The sequence below is a fragment of the Stenotrophomonas sp. STEN046 genome, from assembly GCF_056759755.1.
Map to the genome: position 1 here is coordinate 34,576 of NZ_JBRRDR010000004.1, position 21,208 is coordinate 55,783.

Annotated in this window: 24 protein-coding genes and 2 tRNA genes; 18 read left to right on the plus strand and 8 right to left on the minus strand. The window is 65.8% G+C overall.

Translation table 11 applies throughout. The features are described from left to right. Position 1: 1 nt before the first annotated feature. From ACVOLJ_RS03315 to ACVOLJ_RS03350, 8 genes are all read left to right on the plus strand, one after another. Complete coding sequence (locus tag ACVOLJ_RS03315) at positions 2 to 484, plus strand: N-acetyltransferase family protein (RefSeq protein ID WP_475278697.1); 483 nt, start codon at positions 2 to 4, stop codon at positions 482 to 484. A gap of 275 nt (positions 485 to 759) precedes the next feature. Next, entirely contained in the window at positions 760 to 1,704 is a 945-nt protein-coding gene (gene yegS / locus ACVOLJ_RS03320) for a lipid kinase YegS (RefSeq protein ID WP_475278573.1), read from the plus strand. 282 nt (positions 1,705 to 1,986) lie between these two features. Continuing rightward, positions 1,987 to 3,462, plus strand: coding sequence for an anthranilate synthase component I (gene trpE / locus ACVOLJ_RS03325; RefSeq protein ID WP_475278572.1), 1,476 nt, complete (start codon positions 1,987 to 1,989; stop codon positions 3,460 to 3,462). A 67-nt stretch (positions 3,463 to 3,529) separates the two neighbouring features. Further along, complete coding sequence (locus ACVOLJ_RS03330; protein WP_475278571.1) at positions 3,530 to 4,306, plus strand: SIMPL domain-containing protein; 777 nt, start codon at positions 3,530 to 3,532, stop codon at positions 4,304 to 4,306. Between the two features lie 2 nt (positions 4,307 to 4,308). Next, on the plus strand, positions 4,309 to 4,896 hold the full coding sequence (locus ACVOLJ_RS03335; protein WP_475278570.1) for an anthranilate synthase component II: 588 nt from the start codon (positions 4,309 to 4,311) through the stop codon (positions 4,894 to 4,896). A gap of 16 nt (positions 4,897 to 4,912) precedes the next feature. Continuing rightward, positions 4,913 to 5,944, plus strand: coding sequence for an anthranilate phosphoribosyltransferase (gene trpD, locus ACVOLJ_RS03340; protein ID WP_475278569.1), 1,032 nt, complete (start codon positions 4,913 to 4,915; stop codon positions 5,942 to 5,944). Positions 5,945 to 6,018: 74 nt separating this feature from the next. Further along, positions 6,019 to 6,813 (plus strand): indole-3-glycerol phosphate synthase TrpC, encoded by a 795-nt coding sequence (gene trpC / locus ACVOLJ_RS03345; RefSeq protein ID WP_475278568.1) that lies wholly within the window; start codon positions 6,019 to 6,021, stop codon positions 6,811 to 6,813. Continuing rightward, a complete protein-coding gene (locus ACVOLJ_RS03350; protein ID WP_475278567.1) occupies positions 6,810 to 7,526 on the plus strand; it encodes a haloacid dehalogenase-like hydrolase in 717 nt (238 codons plus the stop codon). The genes trpC and ACVOLJ_RS03350 overlap by 4 nt, the downstream gene beginning before the upstream one ends. A 35-nt stretch (positions 7,527 to 7,561) precedes the next feature. Here the strand turns inward: ACVOLJ_RS03350 and ACVOLJ_RS03355 are convergent, their stop codons facing one another. Beyond that, entirely contained in the window at positions 7,562 to 8,323 is a 762-nt protein-coding gene (locus tag ACVOLJ_RS03355; protein ID WP_481563451.1) for a sulfite exporter TauE/SafE family protein, read from the minus strand. Positions 8,324 to 8,461: 138 nt separating this feature from the next. Then, complete coding sequence (gene crp / locus ACVOLJ_RS03360; protein WP_132823893.1) at positions 8,462 to 9,151, minus strand: cAMP-activated global transcriptional regulator CRP; 690 nt, start codon at positions 9,149 to 9,151, stop codon at positions 8,462 to 8,464. A gap of 163 nt (positions 9,152 to 9,314) precedes the next feature. Between crp and speD the strand changes: the two genes are divergently transcribed. Then, positions 9,315 to 10,109 carry an adenosylmethionine decarboxylase gene (gene speD / locus ACVOLJ_RS03365; protein WP_176022125.1) on the plus strand — a complete coding sequence of 265 codons (795 nt, stop codon included), beginning with the start codon at positions 9,315 to 9,317 and terminating at the stop codon, positions 10,107 to 10,109. Positions 10,110 to 10,275: 166 nt separating this feature from the next. Further along, on the plus strand, positions 10,276 to 10,596 hold the full coding sequence (locus tag ACVOLJ_RS03370) for a DMT family transporter (RefSeq protein WP_475278565.1): 321 nt from the start codon (positions 10,276 to 10,278) through the stop codon (positions 10,594 to 10,596). A 117-nt stretch (positions 10,597 to 10,713) separates the two neighbouring features. Here ACVOLJ_RS03370 and coq7 read toward each other — a convergent pair whose 3' ends face one another. Then, a complete protein-coding gene (coq7, locus tag ACVOLJ_RS03375; RefSeq protein ID WP_481563452.1) occupies positions 10,714 to 11,358 on the minus strand; it encodes a 2-polyprenyl-3-methyl-6-methoxy-1,4-benzoquinone monooxygenase in 645 nt (214 codons plus the stop codon). Positions 11,359 to 11,554: 196 nt separating this feature from the next. Here coq7 and rplM point away from each other — a divergent pair, with 196 nt between their 5' ends. Both rplM and rpsI read left to right on the plus strand, forming a co-directional pair. After that, positions 11,555 to 11,983: a 50S ribosomal protein L13 gene (rplM, locus tag ACVOLJ_RS03380; protein ID WP_006398837.1), complete on the plus strand. Its 429-nt coding sequence runs from the start codon at positions 11,555 to 11,557 to the stop codon at positions 11,981 to 11,983. Between the two features lie 2 nt (positions 11,984 to 11,985). After that, complete coding sequence (gene rpsI, locus ACVOLJ_RS03385; RefSeq protein ID WP_005411311.1) at positions 11,986 to 12,378, plus strand: 30S ribosomal protein S9; 393 nt, start codon at positions 11,986 to 11,988, stop codon at positions 12,376 to 12,378. Between the two features lie 351 nt (positions 12,379 to 12,729). On the opposite strand, the gene ACVOLJ_RS03390 is transcribed toward rpsI, so the two are convergent. Further along, positions 12,730 to 12,803: transfer RNA gene (locus ACVOLJ_RS03390), tRNA-Gln, on the minus strand. 52 nt (positions 12,804 to 12,855) lie between these two features. Next, positions 12,856 to 12,932, minus strand: a tRNA-Met gene (locus ACVOLJ_RS03395). Between the two features lie 121 nt (positions 12,933 to 13,053). Here ACVOLJ_RS03395 and ACVOLJ_RS03400 point away from each other — a divergent pair. From ACVOLJ_RS03400 to bfr, 3 genes are all read left to right on the plus strand, one after another. Continuing rightward, positions 13,054 to 13,674 carry an RNA pyrophosphohydrolase gene (locus ACVOLJ_RS03400; protein WP_475278563.1) on the plus strand — a complete coding sequence of 207 codons (621 nt, stop codon included), beginning with the start codon at positions 13,054 to 13,056 and terminating at the stop codon, positions 13,672 to 13,674. A gap of 108 nt (positions 13,675 to 13,782) precedes the next feature. Next, positions 13,783 to 13,992 (plus strand): (2Fe-2S)-binding protein, encoded by a 210-nt coding sequence (locus ACVOLJ_RS03405; RefSeq protein WP_089237360.1) that lies wholly within the window; start codon positions 13,783 to 13,785, stop codon positions 13,990 to 13,992. Positions 13,993 to 14,131: 139 nt separating this feature from the next. Then, positions 14,132 to 14,602, plus strand: a complete 471-nt coding sequence (bfr, locus tag ACVOLJ_RS03410) for a bacterioferritin (protein ID WP_475278562.1) — start codon at positions 14,132 to 14,134, stop codon at positions 14,600 to 14,602. A 1-nt stretch (position 14,603) separates the two neighbouring features. Here bfr and ACVOLJ_RS03415 read toward each other — a convergent pair whose 3' ends face one another. The 3 genes from ACVOLJ_RS03415 to ACVOLJ_RS03425 are packed head-to-tail and all read right to left on the minus strand — an operon-like array spanning position 14,604 to position 19,342. Next, positions 14,604 to 16,778 (minus strand): ATP-binding protein, encoded by a 2,175-nt coding sequence (locus ACVOLJ_RS03415; RefSeq protein WP_481563453.1) that lies wholly within the window; start codon positions 16,776 to 16,778, stop codon positions 14,604 to 14,606. 6 nt (positions 16,779 to 16,784) lie between these two features. Beyond that, complete coding sequence (locus ACVOLJ_RS03420; RefSeq protein WP_481563454.1) at positions 16,785 to 18,680, minus strand: EAL domain-containing protein; 1,896 nt, start codon at positions 18,678 to 18,680, stop codon at positions 16,785 to 16,787. Between the two features lie 44 nt (positions 18,681 to 18,724). After that, positions 18,725 to 19,342, minus strand: a complete 618-nt coding sequence (locus ACVOLJ_RS03425) for a DUF4126 domain-containing protein (protein ID WP_481563455.1) — start codon at positions 19,340 to 19,342, stop codon at positions 18,725 to 18,727. A gap of 178 nt (positions 19,343 to 19,520) precedes the next feature. Between ACVOLJ_RS03425 and ACVOLJ_RS03430 the strand changes: the two genes are divergently transcribed. From ACVOLJ_RS03430 to erpA, 3 genes are read left to right on the plus strand one after another with little or no spacing between them, the layout of a single operon-like run. Further along, positions 19,521 to 20,264, plus strand: a complete 744-nt coding sequence (locus ACVOLJ_RS03430; protein ID WP_475278558.1) for a DUF6776 family protein — start codon at positions 19,521 to 19,523, stop codon at positions 20,262 to 20,264. 4 nt (positions 20,265 to 20,268) lie between these two features. Continuing rightward, entirely contained in the window at positions 20,269 to 20,733 is a 465-nt protein-coding gene (locus ACVOLJ_RS03435) for a bactofilin family protein (RefSeq protein WP_475278557.1), read from the plus strand. A 31-nt stretch (positions 20,734 to 20,764) separates the two neighbouring features. Beyond that, positions 20,765 to 21,157, plus strand: a complete 393-nt coding sequence (gene erpA, locus ACVOLJ_RS03440) for an iron-sulfur cluster insertion protein ErpA (RefSeq protein WP_475278556.1) — start codon at positions 20,765 to 20,767, stop codon at positions 21,155 to 21,157. Positions 21,158 to 21,208 lie beyond the last annotated feature (51 nt).

A 21,208-nucleotide genomic window follows, 5' to 3' on the forward strand; every position in this document is an offset into this window, starting at 1 on the left:
GGTGGCCGTCCTCAACATCCGCCCGGCCACCGTCGCCGATGCCGGCCTGATCCTGCAGTTCATCCGCGAACTGGCCATCTACGAGAAGGCCGAGCATTCGGTGCAGACCGACGAGATCGGCATTGCCGAAAGCCTGTTCGGCGCCGACGCCACCGCCCGCGCGCTGGTCTGTGAAGCCGACGGCGAGGCCATCGGCTATGCGGTGTATTTCTACAACTACTCCACCTGGCTGGGGCGCAAGGGCATCTACCTTGAAGACCTGTACGTCAGCCCGCACAGGCGCGGTTCCGGCGCGGGCAAGGCACTGCTGAAATACATCGCGCGGCAGGCGGTGGCTGAAGGCTGCGGGCGCTTCGAGTGGTCGGTACTGGACTGGAACACCCCGGCCATCGAGTTCTATACCGCCGCCGGTGCCAAGCCGCAGGACGAGTGGACGGTGTACCGGCTGGAAGGCCAGGCATTGCACGATTTCGCCAACGGTTGAGGCGAAACGCATCCACGCAGGGCGTGGATCTACTGTGTTCATGCACGGTCTTCAGTAGATCCACGCCATGCGTGGATGCTCCTGGCAGACAAAAAAAAAGCCACGCCAAACACTGGCGTGGCCTTGCTGCATGCGTGGGAGGCTGATCCTGCCTCCATCCATCGTCCCTGCTATGGCCTTTCATTCTCCGCTGGCTGAATGACACGTTCGTGACATTCACTGGGGACAAACAGCGCATTGCTAGCCTGTGCCACCCCATTGCCTGGATGCACCGCATGACCACCCCGCGCTGGCGCCTGATCCTCAACGGAAAATCCGCAGGCAACGACGACCTGCGCGATGCCGTGGGCCACTGGCGCGAACGCGGCGTGCAGCTGGAAGTGCGGGTGACCTGGGAAGACGGTGACGCCGAACGCTACGTCGCCGAGGCCATCGACCATGGCGTGGATGTGATCGTGACCGCCGGTGGCGACGGCACGTTGAGCGCGGTGGCCGAGACCCTGGCGCATCGCGACGAGCCGGCCGAGGCCCTGCCTTCGCTGGCGCTGGTGCCGATGGGAACCGCCAACGACTTCGCGACCGCTGCGGGTATTCCGGTAGCGCCGCAGGAAGCCTTCGCGTTGATCGCCAGCAGCGCGCCACATCCGATGGACCTGTTGCGCGTCGATGCCGACGGCAAGCCGTGGTGGTGCGCCAACCTCGCCAGCGGTGGCTTCGGTACGCAGGTGACAGTGGAAACCGATGCCGGCCTGAAGAAGATGCTCGGCGGCCTGGCCTATGTGATCACCGGTATCGCCAAACTCGGCCGCATCGAACCGATCACCGCGCGGCTGAGCGGGCCCGATTTCCAGTGGGAAGGCGGCTTCATCGCGCTGGGCATCGGCAACGGCCGCCAGGCCGGTGGCGGCCAGCAGCTGTGCCCGCAGGCAGTGATCGATGACGGTCTGCTGGACGTTACCGTGGTGCCCGAACTGGAAGGCGAGGTGGCCGCAACGCTCGGCCAGATGCTCACCGGTGGCAAAGAAGCCGCACTCGAGCGCGTGGCGACCCGCGCGCAGTTGCCTTGGCTGCAGATCGATGCGCCGCAGCCGTTGACCCTGAATCTTGATGGCGAACCCGTGCAGGCGCGCAGCTTCCGCATCGACTGCGTGGCGGGCCGGGTGCGGATGCATCTGCCGGATGACTGCGCGCTGCTGGGCCGGGCATCCGGCGGAAGGTAGGGTCGACTGTTGGTCAACTGCTCTTCGAACAGATGTCCGAAATGCCAGCGCTTCGGGCGCAGGTCGACTGAGAGTCGACTCTACCGGTCCCCTTGGCCGGCCCGCCCGGGCTCTGCGTCGTTCAGTTTCGCAGGGTTTCCCTCCCGCTCAAGCTGCGATACAGTCAACGGGTGTCCAGCCTGACGACCCCGCATACCCTTTCTTCCGCACGCCGTTGGTGGCGATGGTGGCCTGTTGCCGTCGTCCGTCCCCATAACGCTGTGTCCCGGAAGGAAAGTCGTCTTGAACTCGCACGCCCAGTTTCAGCAGCAGGCCGCTGAAGGCCACACCCATATTCCCGTCGTCCGCGAAGTGCTGTCCGACCTGGACACGCCCCTTTCGGTCTATCTGAAGCTCGCCGACGGCCCCAATACCTACCTGTTTGAATCCGTCGAAGGCGGCGAGCGCTTTGGTCGCTACTCGATCATCGGCCTGCCGGCGCGTCGCGTGTACGCCTTCCATGGCCACACCCTCACCGTGCGTGAAGATGGCCAGGTCGTGGAAACCCGCGAGGTGGCCGATCCGTTCGCCGAGGTCGAGGCGCTGCGCAGCGCCCACTCGGTGCCCAAGCTGGACGGCCTGCCGGGCTTCACCGGTGGTCTGGTCGGCTGGTTCGGCTTCGAGTGCATCGGCTACATCGAGCCGCGCCTGGCGCCGCCAGCCGGCCGCGATGAGCTGGGCACGCCGGACATCCTGCTGCTGGATTCCAACGAGCTGGCGGTGTTCGACAACCTCAAGGGCCGCCTGTACCTGATCGTGCATGCCGACCCGCGTACCGAGGGTGCTTTCGAAAAGGCGCAGGCGCGCCTAGATGCACTGACGGCCAAGCTGCGCGCACCGGGCGCCGGTTACCCCGCACCGCTCACCAGCGACGTGCTGGACGAGTCCGATTTCGTCTCCGGCTTCACCCGCGAAGGCTTCGTCGATGCGGTCCAGCGCAGCAAGGAATACATCCGTGCCGGCGACATCTTCCAGGTGGTGCTCAGCCAGCGCCTGAGCGTGCCGTTCAAGGCGCGCCCGGTGGATGTGTACCGCGCGCTGCGTGCATTGAACCCGTCGCCGTACATGTATTTCCTCGATGTCGGCGACCTGCAGGTGGTCGGTTCGTCGCCGGAAATCCTGGTGCGCCTGCAGGATGGTGAAGTGACCGTGCGCCCGATCGCCGGTACCCGCCCGCGCGGTGCCACCGTCGAGCAGGACCTGGCGCTGGAAGCCGAACTGCTGGCCGATCCGAAGGAGCGCGCCGAGCACCTGATGCTGATCGACCTCGGTCGCAACGATGCCGGCCGCGTGTCGAAGGCTGGCACCGTGGAGGTGGGCGAACAGTTCGTGATCGAGCGTTACAGCCACGTCATGCACATCGTCAGCGAGGTGACCGGCCAGCTGCAGCCGGGCCTGAGCTACGCCGACGTGCTGCGTGCCACCTTCCCGGCGGGCACGGTCAGCGGCGCGCCGAAGATCCGCGCGCTGGAAGTGATCCGCGAGCTGGAACCGATCAAGCGCAATGTCTACGCCGGCAGCATCGGCTACATCGGCTGGCACGGCGATGCCGATACCGCCATCGCGATCCGCACCGCGGTCATCAAGGATGGCCGCCTGTACGTGCAGGCCGGCGCCGGCATCGTCTACGACTCGGACCCGGACAAGGAATGGGACGAGACGATGAACAAGGGCCGCGCGTTGTTCCGTGCCGTCGCCCAGGCTGCCAAGGGCCTGTAAGCCTGCCTCGCCACGGCCGCCGCGCCGTGGTTGTTCCGCTGTTCCCATTCAAGACAAGGAGTACCGCATGAAGCTGCTGAGTGCATTGCTGTGGTCGTCACTGCTGGCCACGATGGCTCCCTCCGCGTGGGCGCAGGCCAATACCATTCCCTCGCAGCCGCACCTGCTGGTGAAGGGGCAGGGCACGCGGACGGTGATGCCGGACCGGTTCGGCCTGCAGCTGAACATCGAAGAGACCGACATGGATGCCGACGCCGCGCGCCGCCGCGTGCAGGACAACGTCGCCCGCGTGCTGGCGCTGTTCAAGCAGTACAAGGCGGTGGAAGGCAGCGTACGTGCGGACAACCTGCGGATCGGCCCGGCAACCCGCTATGAGCAGAGCCGGCAGGTTTTTATTGGTACCCAGGTGTCGCGCCAGTTGCGCGCCAGCTTCGCCAGCGTGAAGCAGATGCAGGACGTGCTGGGCGCGCTGAAGGCCAACGAGAACGTACAGGTCAGCAGCATGGCACCGACGTACTCCGGTGAAGTGGCGCTGCGCCGGGAACTCAAGGGTGAGGCCGCGGCGTCGACGCGCCAATCCGCGCAGGGCCTTGCCAATGCCTACGGCACGAAGCTGCGCGGGCTGTACAGCATCTCCGATGTGGCGCCGAACTTCGCCTATGGCGTGCAGGCGGGCAATTGGCCCAGAAGCGACGACATGGTGACACCGCCATCGCTGCCGTCGCCTGTGCAGACGGACATGATCGAGACCACCGGCTCACGCCTGCGCGAATCCATCGAAGCCGGCCCCATCACCTACACCGAAAACGTGTACGCCATTTTCCTGATAAGCGACGGAACCTGACCATGTTGTGGATGATCGACAACTACGACAGCTTCACCTACAACCTCGTGCAGTACCTGCAGACGCTGGGTGCCGAGGTGAAGGTGGTGCGCAACGATGCGATGAGCGTGGATGAGATCGCCGCGCAGAAGCCCGAACGCATCGTCATCTCGCCCGGCCCGTGCACGCCCAACGAAGCGGGCGTGTCGCTGGCGCTGATCGAGCGCCTGGGGCCGACCACGCCGATCCTCGGCGTCTGCCTGGGCCACCAGGGCATCGGCCAGGTCTACGGTGGCACGGTCATCCGCGCCGGCAACATCATGCACGGCAAGACCTCGCCCATCCGCCATGAGGGCAAGGGCGTGTTCGCCGGCCTGCCGGACCGCTACCAAGCCACCCGCTACCACTCGCTGGTGGTGGACAAGAACAGCCTCCCCGATGTGCTGGAAGTGACTGCCTGGACCGAGAACGAGGACGGCTCGATCGAAGAGATCATGGGCCTGCGCCACCGCCAATTCCCGGTAGAGGGCGTGCAGTTCCACCCCGAATCCATTCTCACCGAACACGGCCACGCCCTGCTGCGCAATTTCCTGCAGCGCCCGGCGGCCTGATCCAAGGAGCATTCCGATGAGCTTCTCCCCCCAGGAAGCCCTGCAACGCACCATCGAACACCGCGAAATCTTCTTCGACGAAATGGTCGACCTGATGCGGCAGATCATGCGCGGCGACGTCTCGCCGATGATGACCGCCGCCATCCTCACCGGCCTGCGGGTGAAGAAGGAAACCATCGATGAGATCGCTGCTGCGGCCACGGTGATGCGCGAATTCGCGCTGGCGGTGCCGGTGGCTGATACCACGCACCTGGTCGACATCGTCGGCACCGGTGGTGATGGCTCGCACACCTTCAACATCTCCACCTGCGCGATGTTTGTCGCCGCCGCCGCCGGCGCGCGAGTGGCCAAGCACGGCAACCGCAGCGTGTCGTCCAAGTCCGGCAGCGCCGATGCGGTCGAAGCGCTGGGCGCGGCCATCGAACTGCAGCCGGCACAGGTGGCCGCGGCCATCGAGCAGACCGGCATCGGCTTCATGTTCGCGCCGATCCACCATCCGTCGATGAAGGTCGTCGCGCCGGTGCGCCGCGAGATGGGCGTGCGCACCATCTTCAACATCCTTGGCCCGCTGACCAATCCGGCCAATGCGCCGTCGGTGCTGATGGGCGTGTTCCATCCCGACCTGGTGGGTATCCAGGCGCGGGTACTGCGCGAACTGGGCGCCGAGCGCGCCATGGTGGTCTGGGGGCGCGACAACATGGACGAGATCTCGCTGGGTGCCGGCACTCTGGTCGGCGAACTGCGCGACGGCAAGGTGCGCGAGTACGAGATCCACCCGGAAGACTTCGGCATTGCCATGTCGGCCAGCCGCAACCTGCGCGTGGACGGCCCAGAGCAGTCCATTGCCATGCTGCGTGCGGTGCTGGACAACGAGCCGGGCCCGGCGCTGGACATCGTCGCGCTCAATGCCGGCGCCGCCCTGTACGTGGCGGGCGTGGCCAGCGACATCGGCGATGGCCTGGCCCGCGCCCGCGCCGCCATCGCCAATGGCAGTGCCCGTGACCGCCTGCAGCAGTACGTGCAGACTACCCGTGCACTGGTTGCCTGAGCGCCCGGTTCAGCCTGACCCATCCGATGGCCGATAATGGTCGTCCTCACCGCCCCAGCACCGACCCGACGACGATGAGCGATATCCTGCAGACGATCCTGGCCCGCAAGGCCGAAGAAGTGGCCCTGCGCCGCGCCCAGCGCCCGCTTGAAGACCTGCAGGCTGCCGTGGCGAGCGCCCCGCCGGTACGCGGCTTCGTGCGCGCGCTGCAGGCGGCCGTTGCCAATGGCGAGCCGGCGGTGATTGCCGAGGTGAAGAAGGCCAGCCCGTCCAAGGGTGTGATCCGTGCCGATTTCCGCCCGGCCGACATCGCCGTCAGCTACGAGTTCGGCGGCGCCAGCTGCCTGTCGGTGCTGACCGACGTCGATTTCTTCCAGGGCGCCGACGCCTACCTGCAGCAGGCGCGCGAGGCCTGCACGCTGCCGGTGCTGCGCAAGGACTTCGTCATCGACGCTTACCAGGTGTATGAGGCGCGCGTGCTTGGCGCCGACTGCATCCTGCTGATCGTGGCCGCGCTGGACGATACCCAGCTGGCCACGCTCTCCGAACTGGCGATGTCGCTGGGCATGGATGTGCTGGTGGAAGTGCACGACATCGACGAACTGGAGCGCGCACTGCAGGTGCCGGCGCCGATGATCGGCATCAACAACCGCAACCTGCGCACCTTCGAGGTATCGCTGCAGACCACGCTGGACATGCGCAACGCGGTGCCGCGCGACCGCCTGCTGGTCACCGAGAGCGGCATCCTCGGCCCGCAGGACGTAGCCCTGATGCGCGATGCCGGTATCCACACGTTCCTGGTGGGCGAGGCCTTCATGCGGGTTGAAGAGCCGGGCGAGGGCCTGCGTCAGCTATTCTTCGCTGCATGAAAACGCACTATCCAACGCCGCGCGAGGATGCGCCGCTGGTGGTCTTCGACTTCGACCACACCCTGTACGACGGTGATTCGGGTACCCACCTGTTCGCCTCGCTGATCAAGCGCAATCCCCTGCGGATGCTGGCCGCGCTGCTGGTCACCCCGATTGCCGGGCCGATGGTGGCGATGTTGCCGACCCGGCGCGCGGGCATCTCGGTCTATGTGTGGATCGGCAGCTTTGGCCTGCACCGCGCGCGCGAGTTCAACAAGGTGATCGACGCCTATGTGATCCGCAATGAAGCGCAGATGCGCGCGAAACTGCTGCCACAGGCGCTGGATGTGTTTGCTGCACATCGCGCCAGGGGCGATCGTGTGGTGGTGGCCACCGGTGCGCCGCCGGAGCTGGCGCGCGCGATCCTGGCCTTCGTCGCCCATCAGGACGTGCCGGTCATCGGCACCGAAGTGGGGCCGCGGATGGGCGGCGTCGGGCCGACCCGGCACTGCCACAATGAAGAAAAGATGCGCATGCTGCGCGAACGCGGCTACGGCGACATCGATATCGCCTACTCGGACAGCACCGCCGACCTGCCGCTGCTGCTGGCGGCGAAGGCACCGGTCGTGGTCAACCCGAAACCGGCCAAGGTGGCGTTCTTCCGCCGCGTGCTGCCGGCCGGCACCCGCATCCTCAACTGGGGCTGCGTCGATCGCGGCGGCGACAAGATCTGATCCATGAGGTCCGCCGGGCCATGCCCGGCGAGCGGTCAGCGGCCCAGGTACCCGGTCACCGCGTGGCCGATCTGGAACAGGCTGATGGCCAGCACCAGCACACCGACGGCCACCAGCACCCAGCGCTCCTTCAGCCGTTTCACCAGCAGGGCCGCCACTGGCGCGGCCATCATGCCGCCGATCAGCAGGCCGGCCACGATCTGCAGGTGGTGCAACCCCATCGACAGCAGGAAGGTGGCGGAAACCGTCAGGGTGACCACGAACTCGGCGGCATTGACCGTGCCGATGGTGGTACGTGCCTGGCCGCCGCGGGCGAGCAGGGTCGAGGTGGCCACCGGGCCCCAGCCACCGCCGCCGCTGGCATCGAGGAAGCCGGCCACGAAGCCCAGCACAGGCACGCGCTTGACCTCGCCCCTGGGCATCAGCCGGCGGGCCGCGCGGGCCAGGATGATGATGGCCAGCACCAGCAGGTAGAGGTAGATGAGCGGACGGATCACTTCGCCGGGCAACTGCGTCAGCCCGTAGGCGCCAATGGCGCCACCCAGCGCACCGGGCAGGGCCAATCGGAAGAAGAGGCGTTTATCGACATTGCCGGCGACCAGGTGCGACACGCCGGACGCCCCCGTGGTGAACACTTCGGCGGTGTGGATGGCCGCGCTGGCCTGTGCCGGCGGAATGCCCATGGCCAGCATCACCGACGAGGAGACCAGGCCAAAGGCCATGCCCAGCGCACCATCGACCAGCTGTGCACCAAGGCCGATGAGGATGAACCACCAGAATTCGCTGCTCAGTTCCATTCCCCGAGCCTAGCGGAAGCGGGTGTGCGGGACGTGCGATGGTAGGTCGCACCTGCCGCGATCCGCCGGGCATGGCCCGGCGCTACCGTGGTGGACACCTTGGGTAGCGCCGGGTCGTGCCCGGCGACTGCCCAGCCATCAACGCGTGCCGTACAGCACCACGGTCTTGCCACGCGCGTGCAGCAGGCCATCGGTCTGCAGCTTCTTCAGCACGCGGCCGGCCATTTCGCGCGAGCAGCCGACCAGGCGGGCCAGTTCCTGGCGCGAGACGCGCAGCTGGCTGCCTTGCGGGTGGCTCATCGATTCCGGCTCCTGGGCCAGATCGTGCAGGGTGCGCACGATGCGGTCGGTGACATCCAGGAATGCCAAGCGGCTGGCCTTGCGGCTGGTGTCCAGCAGGCGCTTGGAAATCTGCTGGCCCAGCGCGTAGAGCAGGCGCGGGGCGTCGGCCGACAGTGGGCCGAGGAACAGCTGATGCAGGCGCTCGTAGCTGATTTCTGCCAGTTCACAGGCCGTCCGGGTGCGCAGGATCACCTCACGGCGGTCCGACTCCACGAACAGGCCCATCTCGCCGACGAACTCGCCCGCGCCGAAATAGCCCAGCACGAGCTCACGGTCTTCGTCCTCCTCGGCCATGATCGAAACCGAGCCGCTGATGACGTAATACAGGGTTCCCGCCGGGTCACCCGGTCGGAAGACGTCGGTCCGGGTGGGATAGCGCCGCCGGTGGCTGTGGGCCAGGAAGCGGTCGATTGTTGCGATGTCCAAGGCCAATGGGCTGCTAGCTAGGCGCACGGTTGACACGATAGGGGCGCTCCCTCTGCGCATGAACGGATTCCATGAATGGATTCACGGGGTCGATAGCGGAGCTTAACCAGCGCAATTGTTAAGGGCAAACAGTGTGCCAGAACCTGAGCGTCTTCACGTTCCCCCCGGGGACACTTATGCCGCATAATTCATCCTTTCTCTTCTTACACAGGAATCGACCGCCGTGGTCAAGCCGTTGCCTCGCCTGAGGTTGCAGGGTTTCAACAACCTCACCAAGGCGCTGAGCTTCAACATCTATGACGTGTGTTACGCGCGCACCGAAGAGGAGCGTCAGCGTTACATTGAATACATCGATGAAGAGTACAACGCCGACAGGCTGACTCAAATCTTGACCGATGTCGCTGAGATCATCGGCGCCAACATCCTCAACGTGGCCCGCCAGGATTACGATCCGCAGGGTGCCTCGGTGACGATCCTGATCTCCGAAGAACCGGTGATCGACAAGAAGCAGGCCGGCAAGGAGCTGATCTCCGATGCCGTGGTCGCGCACATGGACAAGTCGCACATCACCGTGCACACCTATCCGGAAACGCACCCGCAGGAAGGTATCGCGACCTTCCGCGCCGACATCGATGTGGCTACCTGTGGCGTCATTTCGCCGCTGAAGGCGCTGAACTACCTGATCGAGAGTCTGGAATCGGACATCGTGATCATGGACTACCGCGTGCGTGGCTTCACCCGCGATGTGAAGGGCAAGAAGCACTACATCGATCACAAGATCAACTCGATCCAGAACTTCCTGGCCAAGAACATCAAGTCGCGTTACGAGATGTTCGACGTCAACGTCTACCAGGAAAACATCTTCCACACGAAGATGCACCTGAAGGACTTCGACCTGGACCAGTACCTGTTCGAGGAAAAGGCCAAGAACCTGTCGTTCAAGGAACGCATGAAGATCGAAGCGCTGCTCAAGCGTGAGATCGAAGAGCTGTTCCACGGGCGCAACCTGGCTGAGTGACCCGTGCGCGATGCCTCCGGGCATCGCCACCCAGGCGGGACGACCCGCCCCGTGGAACGCGCGCCTTGCGCAGTTGTTCGTTCCACGGTGATGTACCGACCCACGGCCCGGTGTGAAAACACCGGGCCGTTTTGTTTTTCTTCAAAAAGGTAAGGAGCTCCCACCCATGCCCTGGATCTATCTGCTGCTGGCCGGTCTGTTCGAGATCGGATTCGCCCTTGGAATGAAGTACTCCGAAGGCTTCAGCAAACCCCTGCCCACCGCACTTACGGTGGTGTCGGCCCTGATCAGCCTGTACCTGATGAGCCAGGCGATGAAGAACATCCCGGTGGGCACGGCCTATGCGATCTGGACCGGCATCGGCGCCATGGGCGTAACGGTGCTGGGCATCTACCTGTTCAACGACAGCGCCTCACCGGCGCGCCTGGCCTGCGTGGGCCTGATCGTGGCTGGCGTGATCGGCCTGAAGCTGGTGTCGCCGAACTAAGGCGGCCCGACCAACGGTCGGGCCCCACCGTGTGGTTTGGTAGGCCCCCACCGTGTGGTTTGGTAGGCCTCCACCGCGTGGTTTGGTAGGCCCCCACCGTTGGTGGGGGTTGCCCCTTCACATGCGGTAGGCGATGGCCTTCATCACCCTGGAGGCCAGCGCCATCGCGCCGGGAATGGGGAACGGCAGGCGGCGGGCACCGGCCTGCTCGGCATGTTCGGCATGACGCGCCTCGTCTTCCTTCATTACCTGGATGACGGCGCGGCTGCGCAGGTCGGCCGGAGGCAGGTTCACCAGGTGCTCATCCAGATGGGCTTCCACCTGGCGCTCGGTTTCCACCACGAAGCCCAGGTTCCAGCCGTCGCCGCGCAGCCCGGCCAGCGTGCCGATGGTGTAGCTGCCGGCGTACCACAGCGGGTTGAACAGGCTCGGGCGGCTGTCCAGTTCGCCAAGCCGGGTGGCGCACCAGGCGAGGTGGTCGGTCTCTTCCTGGGCGGCGTCCAGCAGGTGTTCGCGGGTTGCCGGGTCGCGCGCGACCGCTGCCTGCCCGAAGTACAGGCCCTGGGCGCAGACTTCACCCACGTGGTTGATCCGCATCAGCCCTGCCGCATGGCGGCGCTCGGCACTGTCCATTCCCGGCTCGCCGGTATCGGTGGCCGGGTAGGGGCGGCTGGCCGGCGGGTTGCCGAACACCGTGTCCAGGGCGCGCTGCGCCTCGGTCAGCAGGTGGTCGAGCGGGGTGGTCTGGCGGAGCACGGTCATGGCGGCACGGCGTGGAGCGGGGAGACCCCGATTCTCGCCCGCCCCCGCCCCCCTGCCAAGCCGGGCGCCACGCGCTGGTTGCGCCCGCAGGGCAAGCTGCGTACAATGCCGCCCCTTACGCTCCATCTTTCACAACGCGTGGCAGAGTTCCGGCGAGTCCTTCGCCGCAATGAGCCCGACCTAACTAGAGTTCTTCATGAGCACTTTCACTGCCAAGAACGAGACCGTCCAGCGCGACTGGTACCTCGTCGACGCCGAGGGCAAGACCCTGGGCCGTCTCTGCACCGAGCTGGCCCGCCGTCTGCGTGGCAAGCACAAGCCGGTCTACACCCCGCACGTTGATACCGGCGACTACCTGGTCGTCATCAATGCAGAAAAGATTGTCGTCACCGGCAAGAAGCTGCAGGACAAGATGTATCACCGTTTCACCGGTTACATCGGCAACCTGAAGACCGAGTCGCTGGCTCAGGCGCTTGAGCGTCACCCGGAGCGCGTGATCGAGACTGCCGTCAAGGGCATGCTGCCGAAGGGCCCGCTGGGTCGCCAGATGTACCGCAAGCTCAAGGTCTACGCCGGCACTGAGCATCCGCACGCCGCACAGCAGCCGCAGGTTCTGGATATCTAATCATGGCTATCACTCAAAACTACGGCACTGGCCGCCGCAAGTCCTCCACCGCTCGCGTGTTCCTGCGCAAGGGTTCGGGCAACATCACCGTCAATGGTCGTCCGCTGGACGAGTTCTTCGGCCGTGAGACTGCTCGCATGATCGTGCGCCAGCCGCTCGAGCTGACCAAGAACACCGAGAGCTTCGACATCCTGGTCACCGCCGCTGGCGGCGGCACCACCGGCCAGGCCGGTGCGATCCGTCTGGGCATCGCCCGTGCTCTGGTCGAGTACGACGAAACCCTGAAGTCCGAGCTGCGCAAGGCCGGCTTCATGACCCGCGACGCCCGCGAAGTCGAACGTAAGAAGGTCGGTCTGCACAAGGCCCGCCGCGCCACCCAGTTCTCCAAGCGCTGATCCACTGCGCCCAGAACTACAAAAAGCCCGGCCTTTGGCCGGGCTTTTTGCGTTATGGGCTTGCGGACAGGCATTTCACCTTATCTCCGCGCCGTTGGCGCGCCCCCTTCAACAAGAAGGGGGCTTTTCTCCAGAAGCGCAATGGTGGCCTGGAGGTCGGGTGCCAGCGGTGGAGTGCGTGACCAGGTTGCCGGCCAGCGGCCGGCACTACCCGTGGTGGTGGTCTTTCTGAAGAGGAGCCCCCTTGATGTTCAAGGGGGCGCGCCAACGGCGCGGGGATAGGGTGGAATGCGCGACCAAATTAAAAAGCAAAAGGCCTGATCTTTCGATCAGGCCTTTTGCTTTTTAATTTGGCTGCCCCTGATGGATTCGAACCACCGATGCCTGAGTCAGAGTCAGGTGCCTTACCGCTTGGCTAAGGGGCAATGTAACGTAGAACTATTTTCACATTTTTCATGTTGAAAAACAACTTCAACATGGTGGCTATGGGTGGACTCGAACCACCGACCCCAGCATTATGAGTGCTGTGCTCTAACCGGCTGAGCTACATAGCCTTGGTGAGCCCGCTATTCTGCTGATGTGTACGAGGACTGTCAACACTTTTGTATCGTGCTTGTGGCCCGGCAGAGGGCATGGGATAGTCCCAGCCAGTAGATTTTCTTAGGAGTCCGCATCGTGATCGATCCGGACGGCTATCGACCGAACGTCGGCATCGTGCTGATGCGGCAGGACGGGCAGGTGTTCTGGGCACGACGCGTGCGCCGGGATGGCTGGCAGTTCCCGCAGGGTGGCATGAACACCGACGAGACGCCTGTCGAGGCCATGTATCGTGAACTGCAGGAAGAAACCGGGCTGCTGCCCGAGCACGTGGAAGTGCTTGGAGCGACACCGGGCTGGCTGCGCTACAAGCTGCCGGCGCGTGCCATTCGTCGCAATGAGCGCCAGGTCTGCATCGGCCAGAAGCAGGTCTGGTTCCTGTTGCGGCTGACCGGTGATGAAGCCCACGTCAGCCTGGACCACACCGACTCGCCCGAGTTCGATCATTGGCGCTGGGTGGATTTCTGGTACCCGGTGGAACACGTGGTGGTGTTCAAGCGGGGCGTCTATGCGCGTGCGCTGCGTCATCTGGCACCGCTGGCCCAAGGCGTGGCAGGGCAGGGCATCAGTGCCATGCCCAAGAGCGCGGCGGAGGCCTGGATGCCCGGCCATACCGCCGGCCACGACCGGCCCCGCAAGCGTCCGCGCAGCCGCGGCTATTGGCCCAAGAAGGCACAGGGCGACGGGCCGATCACCTGAGCGGCTGAACGGTATCGAGAATGGTTCAGGTCTCTGATTGACAACCATTCTCGTTTCCATTGGAATAGCCATCAGGCCGCTACCGGCCTGCTGCCTTGGTTCCTGCCCGTGTACGTCTGCATCTGCAACGGTGTTACCGACCACCAGATCCGCGAAGCCGCCAGCCATGGCGTCACGTCGGTGGCCGAGCTGACCATGCGTACCGGATGCGGCGCTACCTGCGGTTCCTGTCTGGACATGGCCGGCGATCTGCTGGCCAAGGCACGCGCTACCCACGATCTGCCGTTGCCGGTACTGGGCCTGGCACAGGTCGCCTGAGTCATTGGCGGTGCGTTGACGCCGCGCTCTCCTCTCCTTCACTGCTGGCCGCACAGGCCAATGCGCACGATTCGCGTTCCTTCACGCGCACGCGCAAGGCGTTACAGTGCCCGCGATTTCAGCGTGCAGGAGCATCCCCATGAAGGGCGACACCAAGGTCATCGAATTCCTCAACAAGGTCCTCTACAACGAGTTGACCGCGATCAACCAGTACTTCCTGCACGCCAAGATGCTCAAGAACTGGGGCATCAAGGAACTGGCCGAGCATGAGTACAAGGAGTCGATCGAAGAGATGAAGCATGCCGACATGCTTGCCGATCGCATCCTGTTCCTTGAAGGCCTGCCGAACTTCCAGGCGCTGGGCAAGTTGCGCATCGGTGAAAACCCGACCGAGATCCTGCAGTGCGACCTGTCGCTGGAACGCGATGGCGTGGTTACCCTGCGCGAGGCGGTGGCCTATTCCGATTCCGTTGGCGATTACGTCAGCCGCCAGCTGTTCGTGAAGATCCTTGATTCCGAGGAAGAGCACATCGACTGGCTCGAAACCCAGCTTGAGCTGATCGAGCGTATCGGCGAGCCGAAGTACCTGCTGAGCAAGCTCGAAGAGTGATTCAGCCGACCGGGTCGCTGCGCTGCTGCGCCAGGTAACCGGTCAGGGCCACCCGTGCGCGGGCGAATTCGGCCACCAGCAGCGCCACTGCCACCGCAGGGCGCTGCAGGCTGCCGCTGCGCGCCTCACGTTCGATCCGTTGCGCGACCGCTGACAGCGACAACGCGCCGACATTCGCGCTGGACGATTTCAGGCTGTGCGACAACGCCTGCAGGTGTTCGATATCACCGGCCTGCGCGGCCTGCTGCAGATGCTGTACCAGCAGGGGAGCATCCTCCAGGAACACCGCGACGATCTGGCTGGCGGCATCGCCGATCACCGCCTGCAGTTCCTCCAGCACGCTGCGATCGAGCACGGGTTGCGACGGCGGCGTCGCCATTGCAGGAGGGGCATCGACTGTGACCGGCTCGGGCACACGCGGCGCCACGGTTGTGCCGGCCCGTTGGCCCCAGCGCTGCAGCAGGGCATGCAACCCTTCGCGGGCGATCGGCTTGGAAAGATAGTCATCCATGCCCGCCTGCAGGCAGCGCTCGCGATCACCGGCCATGGCATTGGCGGTCATCGCGATGATCGGCAACCGCGTGCGGCCTGCCTCGGCTTCCTCGTCACGCCAGCGTTGCGTCGCGCGATAGCCATCAAGCACCGGCATCTGGCAATCCATCAGCACCACGTCGATACCGCCTTCGCGCAGTGCGATCAATGCCTGTTCGCCATCGGCGGCATTGAGGACCCGGCAATGGAAGGTCTTCAGCAGGTGCTCGGCCACCATCCGGTTGACCGTATTGTCCTCGACCAGCAGCACGCACAGATCCAGGGCTGGCAAGGCGGCGGGCGGCATCGCGTTGCCGGCGTCGGCCAGCAACGCGGTCGGACGCGCGACGGCCGTCGGCTGCCCCAGCAGTGCATGCAGGGCGGCGTCGCTGAACGTGCCCGGCAACGCCTGCTGGCGCGCGCGGGGTTCAAGCGCTTCGTCCTGCAGCCACACCACCTGCAGCGCATCGTCGTCGCCACGTTCGGCCAACGCCCGCTGCAGCGCCGCTTCGCCATTGCGGCGCCGGCGTGCATCCACCAGCAGCCACAGTGGCGCGCTGTGGCCCGGTCGCGCTGCACTGCGCAGGCGTTCGATCACATCGTCCAGGCTCGCCAGGGGCTGCACCTGCAGGTCGTGGTGTACCGCGATGCGTTCCACCCGCGCCTGCAGCTGCGCGTCGCTGCTGTAGAGCAGCAATGGCGCCGGCGCGCGCGCCAGCGCGGGCAGGTCGCCAGGCACTTTCAGCAGCGGTACTTCGAACCAGAACGTGGCGCCCTGGCCGGGCGTGGAGCGCACGCCGATATCGCCGTGCATCAGATCGGTGATGCGCTTGCAGATGGCCAGGCCCAGGCCGGTACCGCCATAGATGCGGGTAGTGGAGGCATCGGCCTGGCTGAACGACTGGAACAACCGTGCCTGCAGGGATGGGTCGATACCGATGCCGGTGTCGACCACTTCGAATCGCAGCTGGTGCTGGGCAGGGCCCTCGCCCAGCCGCATTACCCGCAACTGCACCTGGCCACGTGCGGTGAACTTGATGGCGTTGGCCAGCAGGTTGCCCAGCACCTGGCGCAGGCGCACCGGGTCGCCGCGCACCGGCAGGCGCACGGCCGGATCCAGGTGCAGGCTCAGCGCCAGGCCCTTGGCCTCGGCGGCACGCTGCAGCAGCTGCACGACACCGTCGAGCAGTTCGCGCAGGTTGAAGGTGGTGATCTCAAGTTCCAGCGCCTGTGCTTCCAGCCGCGAGTAATCGAGGATGTCATCGACGATGCGCAGCAGTTGCTGCGAGCTGGCCGAGGCGGTGGCCAGCATCTGCCGCTGGTCTTCGCCCAGCGGGCCGCGTGCGATCAGCTCCAGCATCGGCAGGATGCCGTTGAGCGGCGTACGGATCTCGTGGCTCATGGTGGCCAGGAACTCCCCCTTGGCCAGCACGGCGGCCTCGGCGGCCTGCTTGGCCTGCAGCAGCTGCTGTTCCAGCTGGCCCTGGCGCTCGGTTGTGCGGCGCAGCTGGTCGCGCTCGCTGGCCAGGGTCAAGCGATCGCGTTGCAGCGCCGCCAGCGTGCGATTGCGTGAACGCAACCGCATGCCCAGCACCAGCAGCGCGATGCCTGCCAGTGCAAGTGCCGCCAGCAGGGCGACCACCATCGGCACTCAGAGCACCGCGTTGTGGAAGTCGAAGTTCAGGTCGCTGCCGGCCGACTGCACCATGTTGCCCTGGATGTAATCGACGCCACCGACCCACATCGCCGCTGCGGCCTGCGGATCCTCGATCTGCTGGCCGATGATCTGCAGGCCGGCTGCATGGGCCTGCTCGATCGAGCGCCGCAGTTCTTCGCGCGTATCCGGGTTGGAGTGGCTGCTGGAAAAGCGTGCGGCCATGCGCACGAATGACAGCGGCAGCTGGGTGAGCAGGGCCAGGGCTTCGCTGCCCGGCTCGAACTGGCTGAGGCAGAAACGCACGCCGGCGCTGGCCATGCGCTGGCAGAACTGCTGCAGCGGGACGGTATGGATGAGTGCATCGGGCAGGCGCACGTCGATCACCAGCGCACTGCCTGGCAGATCGCGTTGCTGCAGCGATTCCAGCAGCCAATCGGCAAACGCATCGCGCTGCAGGGTGCGCAGCGATTGCGAAACGAACAGGTTCAGTGGCTGGGTGGCATGGCGATACAGGTCGAGAAGACCCATCGCGTGCTCCAGCACCTGCTGGTCGAGGTCGGCAATACGGCCGGCCGCTTCCGCAGCCGGGATCACCTGGCCGGCGGTCAGCACGGTGCCGTCGTTCTGGCGCAGGCGCAGCAGCAGCTGGTACTGCGCGCTGCTGCCGCCGGCAACGGCGACGATCGGCTGGTAGGCAAGCTCCAGCTGGCCTTCCAGCAGCGCCAGATGTTCCTGTTCGGTCGTCACCTGGCGATGCACGTGGCCGGCTACGCCGGCGCTGAGCAGGCGTGCCTGCAGGGTGGTGCGTTCGACCGCTTCCAGCGCGCTGTTGGCATCGTCGAAACCCGACGACAGCGGCGCGTAGCCAACCACGCCGCGCAGGTGCACCGACTCATCGTCGCGGATCACGAAGGCACGCGCGGACAGCTGCTCGCGCAGGGTGCCGGCGATGGCTTCCAGGCTTTCTTCATCGGCATTGCGCGCCAGCAGCAGGAAGCTGTTGTCGTTCAGGCGTGCCAGCAGGTGCGGGTGGCCGGCCTCGGCAAGGCGTTGCCCGGCCTGCACCATCAGTCGTTCGAATGCCGCATAGCCATAGCGCTCACGCAGGCCCAGCGCGCTGGATATCTCCACGAAGAACACACCGCCGCGTTCCTGCTGGGCGAGTGTGGCGTTGAGCTGCTGCAGCACGTGATGGCGGGTCGGCAGCCCGGTTTCCGGGTTGCTGGTTGCCGGTGCGCCGTTGGCTCCCGGCAGGGTCGCAGCCTGCGCGCGCGCGCGACGGATGCGGTTGGCCACGGCGGCAATCAGGTGGCGTGGCCGGATCGGTTTGCTGAGGTAATCGTCGGCGCCGCAGTCGAGCACTTCGAACTGCCGTTCCGGGTCCGGGTCGCCGCTGAGGAACACGATCGGCAGCAGCTGCATGCCCGGCTGCTGGCGGATCATCGCGGTCAAGCGCATGCCGTCCAGTCCAGGCAGGTGCAGGTCCATCAGGATCAGGTCGGGGCGCTGCTCGCGCATGGCCTGCTGTACGCCATCGGCATCGCCAAGCACGATGGCCTGCATGCCCGCACCGTGCAGCACGCTCTGCGCGAACAGGGCCTGGGCACGGTCGTCTTCGACGATCAGCACCCGATAGGGAGCGTCGGCGTCGACCGGCGCTGCATCGCTGTTGCCCGCTTCGGGCAGCGTAGCGGCCGAAGGCAACGGCGGCGGCGCCGCAAGGCGACCGTCAGCGGGCGCGGTCAATGCCGGGGCCGGCACCGGTGGCACCGGCGCCAATACCGGCGGCGCCGGTGCGGCGGCCGCGGTGGCCCAGCGTTGCCAATGATCGGCCGGAGGGGTTTCAGCACGCGCCGGGCGGGGGCCCGCGGCGGATTCGTTTGCGGCCATCGATGCTCCTGGTGTTCGCGGCCATTATGCGACAAGCCTGCCGGTCAGCCGGTACGGGGTTCTCGTTGTCCGCCATCGCTGCCGCCACGCGCCAGCCAGCGCACGCCTTTCCACAGGGCGCGCCAGACCAGCCAGACCAGCAGGGCACCGGCCAGGCTGCAGGTGAGCACGACCACCAGCGCGATCCAGGGATGGGCCAGCGCGAGCGCCAACCCGCCGATCACCACGGTGTCTTCGGCGGCGGAGGCCACCCAGTTGCTGGCCGGTTCCGGCGAGGTGTTCAGCAGGGCGCGGGTTCCCGCCTTCAGGCCGTGGCTGGCCAGTGCGACGCCGGCACCGGCCACCAGGGCGCCGGTACCCAGATCACCATCGGGCGACAATGTCGCTGCCGCCAGGAACGCACCGGCAGGCACCCGGGCCAGCGTCTGCACCAGGTCCCAGGCCGAATCCACCCCGGGGATCTTGTCTGCGAAGAATTCGGCGACTGCCAGTGCGGCCGAGGTGCCCAGCACCCACCACGATTCAGTGGCCTGCAGGGCGGGCGGCAGGTCGACCCAGCCCAGCAGGCCGGCCAGGCCCACGCCGAACACGGTGAGATAGACACGGATGCCAGCCAGCCAGGCCAGCAGGATGCCGATCACGAACAGGTGGGCTTCGGTCATGGCGGGCTCCAGCGACGGAACTGTGCGGGGTGCCACACTATCGACGATGAAGTGGCTGAATACCACCGGCCATTGCCGGCCGGCACGCCGGAAAGCTGCCGTTCCTGTCATACACTAGCCCGTCGTTTGCCCCAGGGGCCGTATTGGCATCGCCACTGCGATGCCACGGAGACTACCCATGAACAACCGCCCTCCCATGCGTGTGCAGGTCCGCCTGCCGGGTGCGCAGCAACCGCCCGCCGACCGCCGTCGCCTGCTGGTGATGGCCGGCATCTGGCTGCTCAGCCTGGTGCTGGCGGTGCTTGGCGGCTGCTGGCTCGGCGCCCCGCGTGGCGAACAGGGCCAGCGCGTACAGGCCGCCGAGAAGCGCGCTGACACCCTGCAGACCCAGCTGACCGAACTTCGCCAGAAGCAGGCCACGCTGGAAGCCTCGGACCGCATCAGCCGCGCGGCCAACAACGAAGTGCAGTCCTCGCTGGCCGAGCGCGATGAGGAAATCGCCGGGCTGCGGGCCGATGTCGCCTTCTATGAGCGGCTGGTGGGCTCGACCAGCCAGCGCAAGGGCCTCAATACCCATTCGATCGAGTTCAGCCCGGAATCGGCCGGCACCTGGCAGTACAGCGTGGTGCTGACCCAGAACCTCAACCGCGGGGCGATCAGCCAGGGGCAGATGCGGTTTACGGTGGAAGGCGTGAAGAACGGCAAGCTGGCCACCATCAGCTGGGATGAACTGCACCAGCGCAGCAAGGTGCCGGGACAGGATTACTCGTTCCGGTACTTCCAGCAGCTCACCGGCAGCGTGATGCTGCCGGCTGACTTCACCCCGCAACGGGTGAAGGTGACATTGGGGAGTGGTGCGGGGGGCGCCACCCAGGTATTTGACTGGAAACAGGCCGGCGCACCGGCCAGCAAAGGGGAGTAGGCAGATGTTCGGAAGCAGCAAATCCAGCCGTGATGGCCAACTGGTGGTGGATGCCCTGATCGGCAACCAGGTGGTGATCCGTGGCGATGTGGAATTCAGTGGCGGCCTGTATGTGGAAGGTCGCATCCATGGCAAGGTGATTGCCCAGGAAGGCGCCAGCGCGGCCACCCTGACCCTTGCCGAGCATGGCGTGATCGAGGGCGAGATCCGCGCCCAGGTCGTGGTCATCAGCGGCCGCCTGGATGGCGATGTGCACGCCACCGAGAAGGTGGAGCTGACCCCAAGCGCGCGGGTCAACGGCAATGTGCATTACCAGGTGGTGGAAATGAATGCGGGCGCCCAGCTGAATGGGCGGCTGATCCACGCCAGTGCGCCGATGCAGGCCCTGCCTGCGCCGGACAGCGACGACGCCGGCGATGGCAAGGGCAGCACGGCGGCACGCCGCAAGCTGGCCGAGGCGATGGCTTGAAAGCCATCGCCAGCGCCCCCATGCTGAGCCCATGAACACGCTCGTTTCCCTCCCCGGCACCACGCCGGCCGCCGCGCCTGACTACCAGTCGCTGGATCGGCCGCTGAACTTCACCGAGGCCGCTGCGGCCAAGGTCAAGGAACTGATCCAGGACGAGGGCAACCCCGACCTGTCGTTGCGCGTGTACATCGAGGGAGGCGGCTGTTCCGGCTTCCAGTACGGGTTCGAGTTCGACGAGAACCGTGCCGAGGATGACCTGGCGGTGCAGACCAGCGGGGTCACCCTGCTGGTCGATCCGCTCAGCCTGCAGTACCTGATGGGTGCCGAGGTGGATTACACCGAGAGCCTGACCGGCGCGCAGTTCGTGATCCGCAATCCGAACGCCAAGACCACCTGCGGCTGCGGCAGCAGTTTCAGCATGTAGGCAGGTGGGTGTGAGGCACGCCTCGCACCCAGCCCCCCACCGGGCAGGTTC

What these genes read in the sequence shown, in the direction of transcription:
- yegS (WP_475278573.1), top strand. Translation starts at nt 760, where the DNA reads ATGACCACCCCGCGCTGGCGCCTGATCCTCAACGGAAAATCCGCAGGC.
- ACVOLJ_RS03415 (WP_481563453.1), bottom strand. Translation starts at nt 16,778, where the DNA reads ATGGTGGTCGCCCTGCTGGCGGCACTTGCACTGGCAGGCATCGCGCTG.
- trpC (WP_475278568.1), top strand. Translation starts at nt 6,019, where the DNA reads ATGAGCGATATCCTGCAGACGATCCTGGCCCGCAAGGCCGAAGAAGTG.
- ACVOLJ_RS03370 (WP_475278565.1), top strand. Translation starts at nt 10,276, where the DNA reads ATGCCCTGGATCTATCTGCTGCTGGCCGGTCTGTTCGAGATCGGATTC.
- coq7 (WP_481563452.1), bottom strand. Translation starts at nt 11,358, where the DNA reads ATGACCGTGCTCCGCCAGACCACCCCGCTCGACCACCTGCTGACCGAG.
- ACVOLJ_RS03435 (WP_475278557.1), top strand. Translation starts at nt 20,269, where the DNA reads ATGTTCGGAAGCAGCAAATCCAGCCGTGATGGCCAACTGGTGGTGGAT.
- trpD (WP_475278569.1), top strand. Translation starts at nt 4,913, where the DNA reads ATGAGCTTCTCCCCCCAGGAAGCCCTGCAACGCACCATCGAACACCGC.
- ACVOLJ_RS03425 (WP_481563455.1), bottom strand. Translation starts at nt 19,342, where the DNA reads ATGACCGAAGCCCACCTGTTCGTGATCGGCATCCTGCTGGCCTGGCTG.
- erpA (WP_475278556.1), top strand. Translation starts at nt 20,765, where the DNA reads ATGAACACGCTCGTTTCCCTCCCCGGCACCACGCCGGCCGCCGCGCCT.
- ACVOLJ_RS03420 (WP_481563454.1), bottom strand. Translation starts at nt 18,680, where the DNA reads ATGGCCGCAAACGAATCCGCCGCGGGCCCCCGCCCGGCGCGTGCTGAA.
- ACVOLJ_RS03350 (WP_475278567.1), top strand. Translation starts at nt 6,810, where the DNA reads ATGAAAACGCACTATCCAACGCCGCGCGAGGATGCGCCGCTGGTGGTC.
- crp (WP_132823893.1), bottom strand. Translation starts at nt 9,151, where the DNA reads ATGCGCAGAGGGAGCGCCCCTATCGTGTCAACCGTGCGCCTAGCTAGC.
- ACVOLJ_RS03330 (WP_475278571.1), top strand. Translation starts at nt 3,530, where the DNA reads ATGAAGCTGCTGAGTGCATTGCTGTGGTCGTCACTGCTGGCCACGATG.
- ACVOLJ_RS03430 (WP_475278558.1), top strand. Translation starts at nt 19,521, where the DNA reads ATGAACAACCGCCCTCCCATGCGTGTGCAGGTCCGCCTGCCGGGTGCG.
- ACVOLJ_RS03335 (WP_475278570.1), top strand. Translation starts at nt 4,309, where the DNA reads ATGTTGTGGATGATCGACAACTACGACAGCTTCACCTACAACCTCGTG.
- rpsI (WP_005411311.1), top strand. Translation starts at nt 11,986, where the DNA reads ATGGCTATCACTCAAAACTACGGCACTGGCCGCCGCAAGTCCTCCACC.
- bfr (WP_475278562.1), top strand. Translation starts at nt 14,132, where the DNA reads ATGAAGGGCGACACCAAGGTCATCGAATTCCTCAACAAGGTCCTCTAC.
- rplM (WP_006398837.1), top strand. Translation starts at nt 11,555, where the DNA reads ATGAGCACTTTCACTGCCAAGAACGAGACCGTCCAGCGCGACTGGTAC.
- ACVOLJ_RS03355 (WP_481563451.1), bottom strand. Translation starts at nt 8,323, where the DNA reads ATGGAACTGAGCAGCGAATTCTGGTGGTTCATCCTCATCGGCCTTGGT.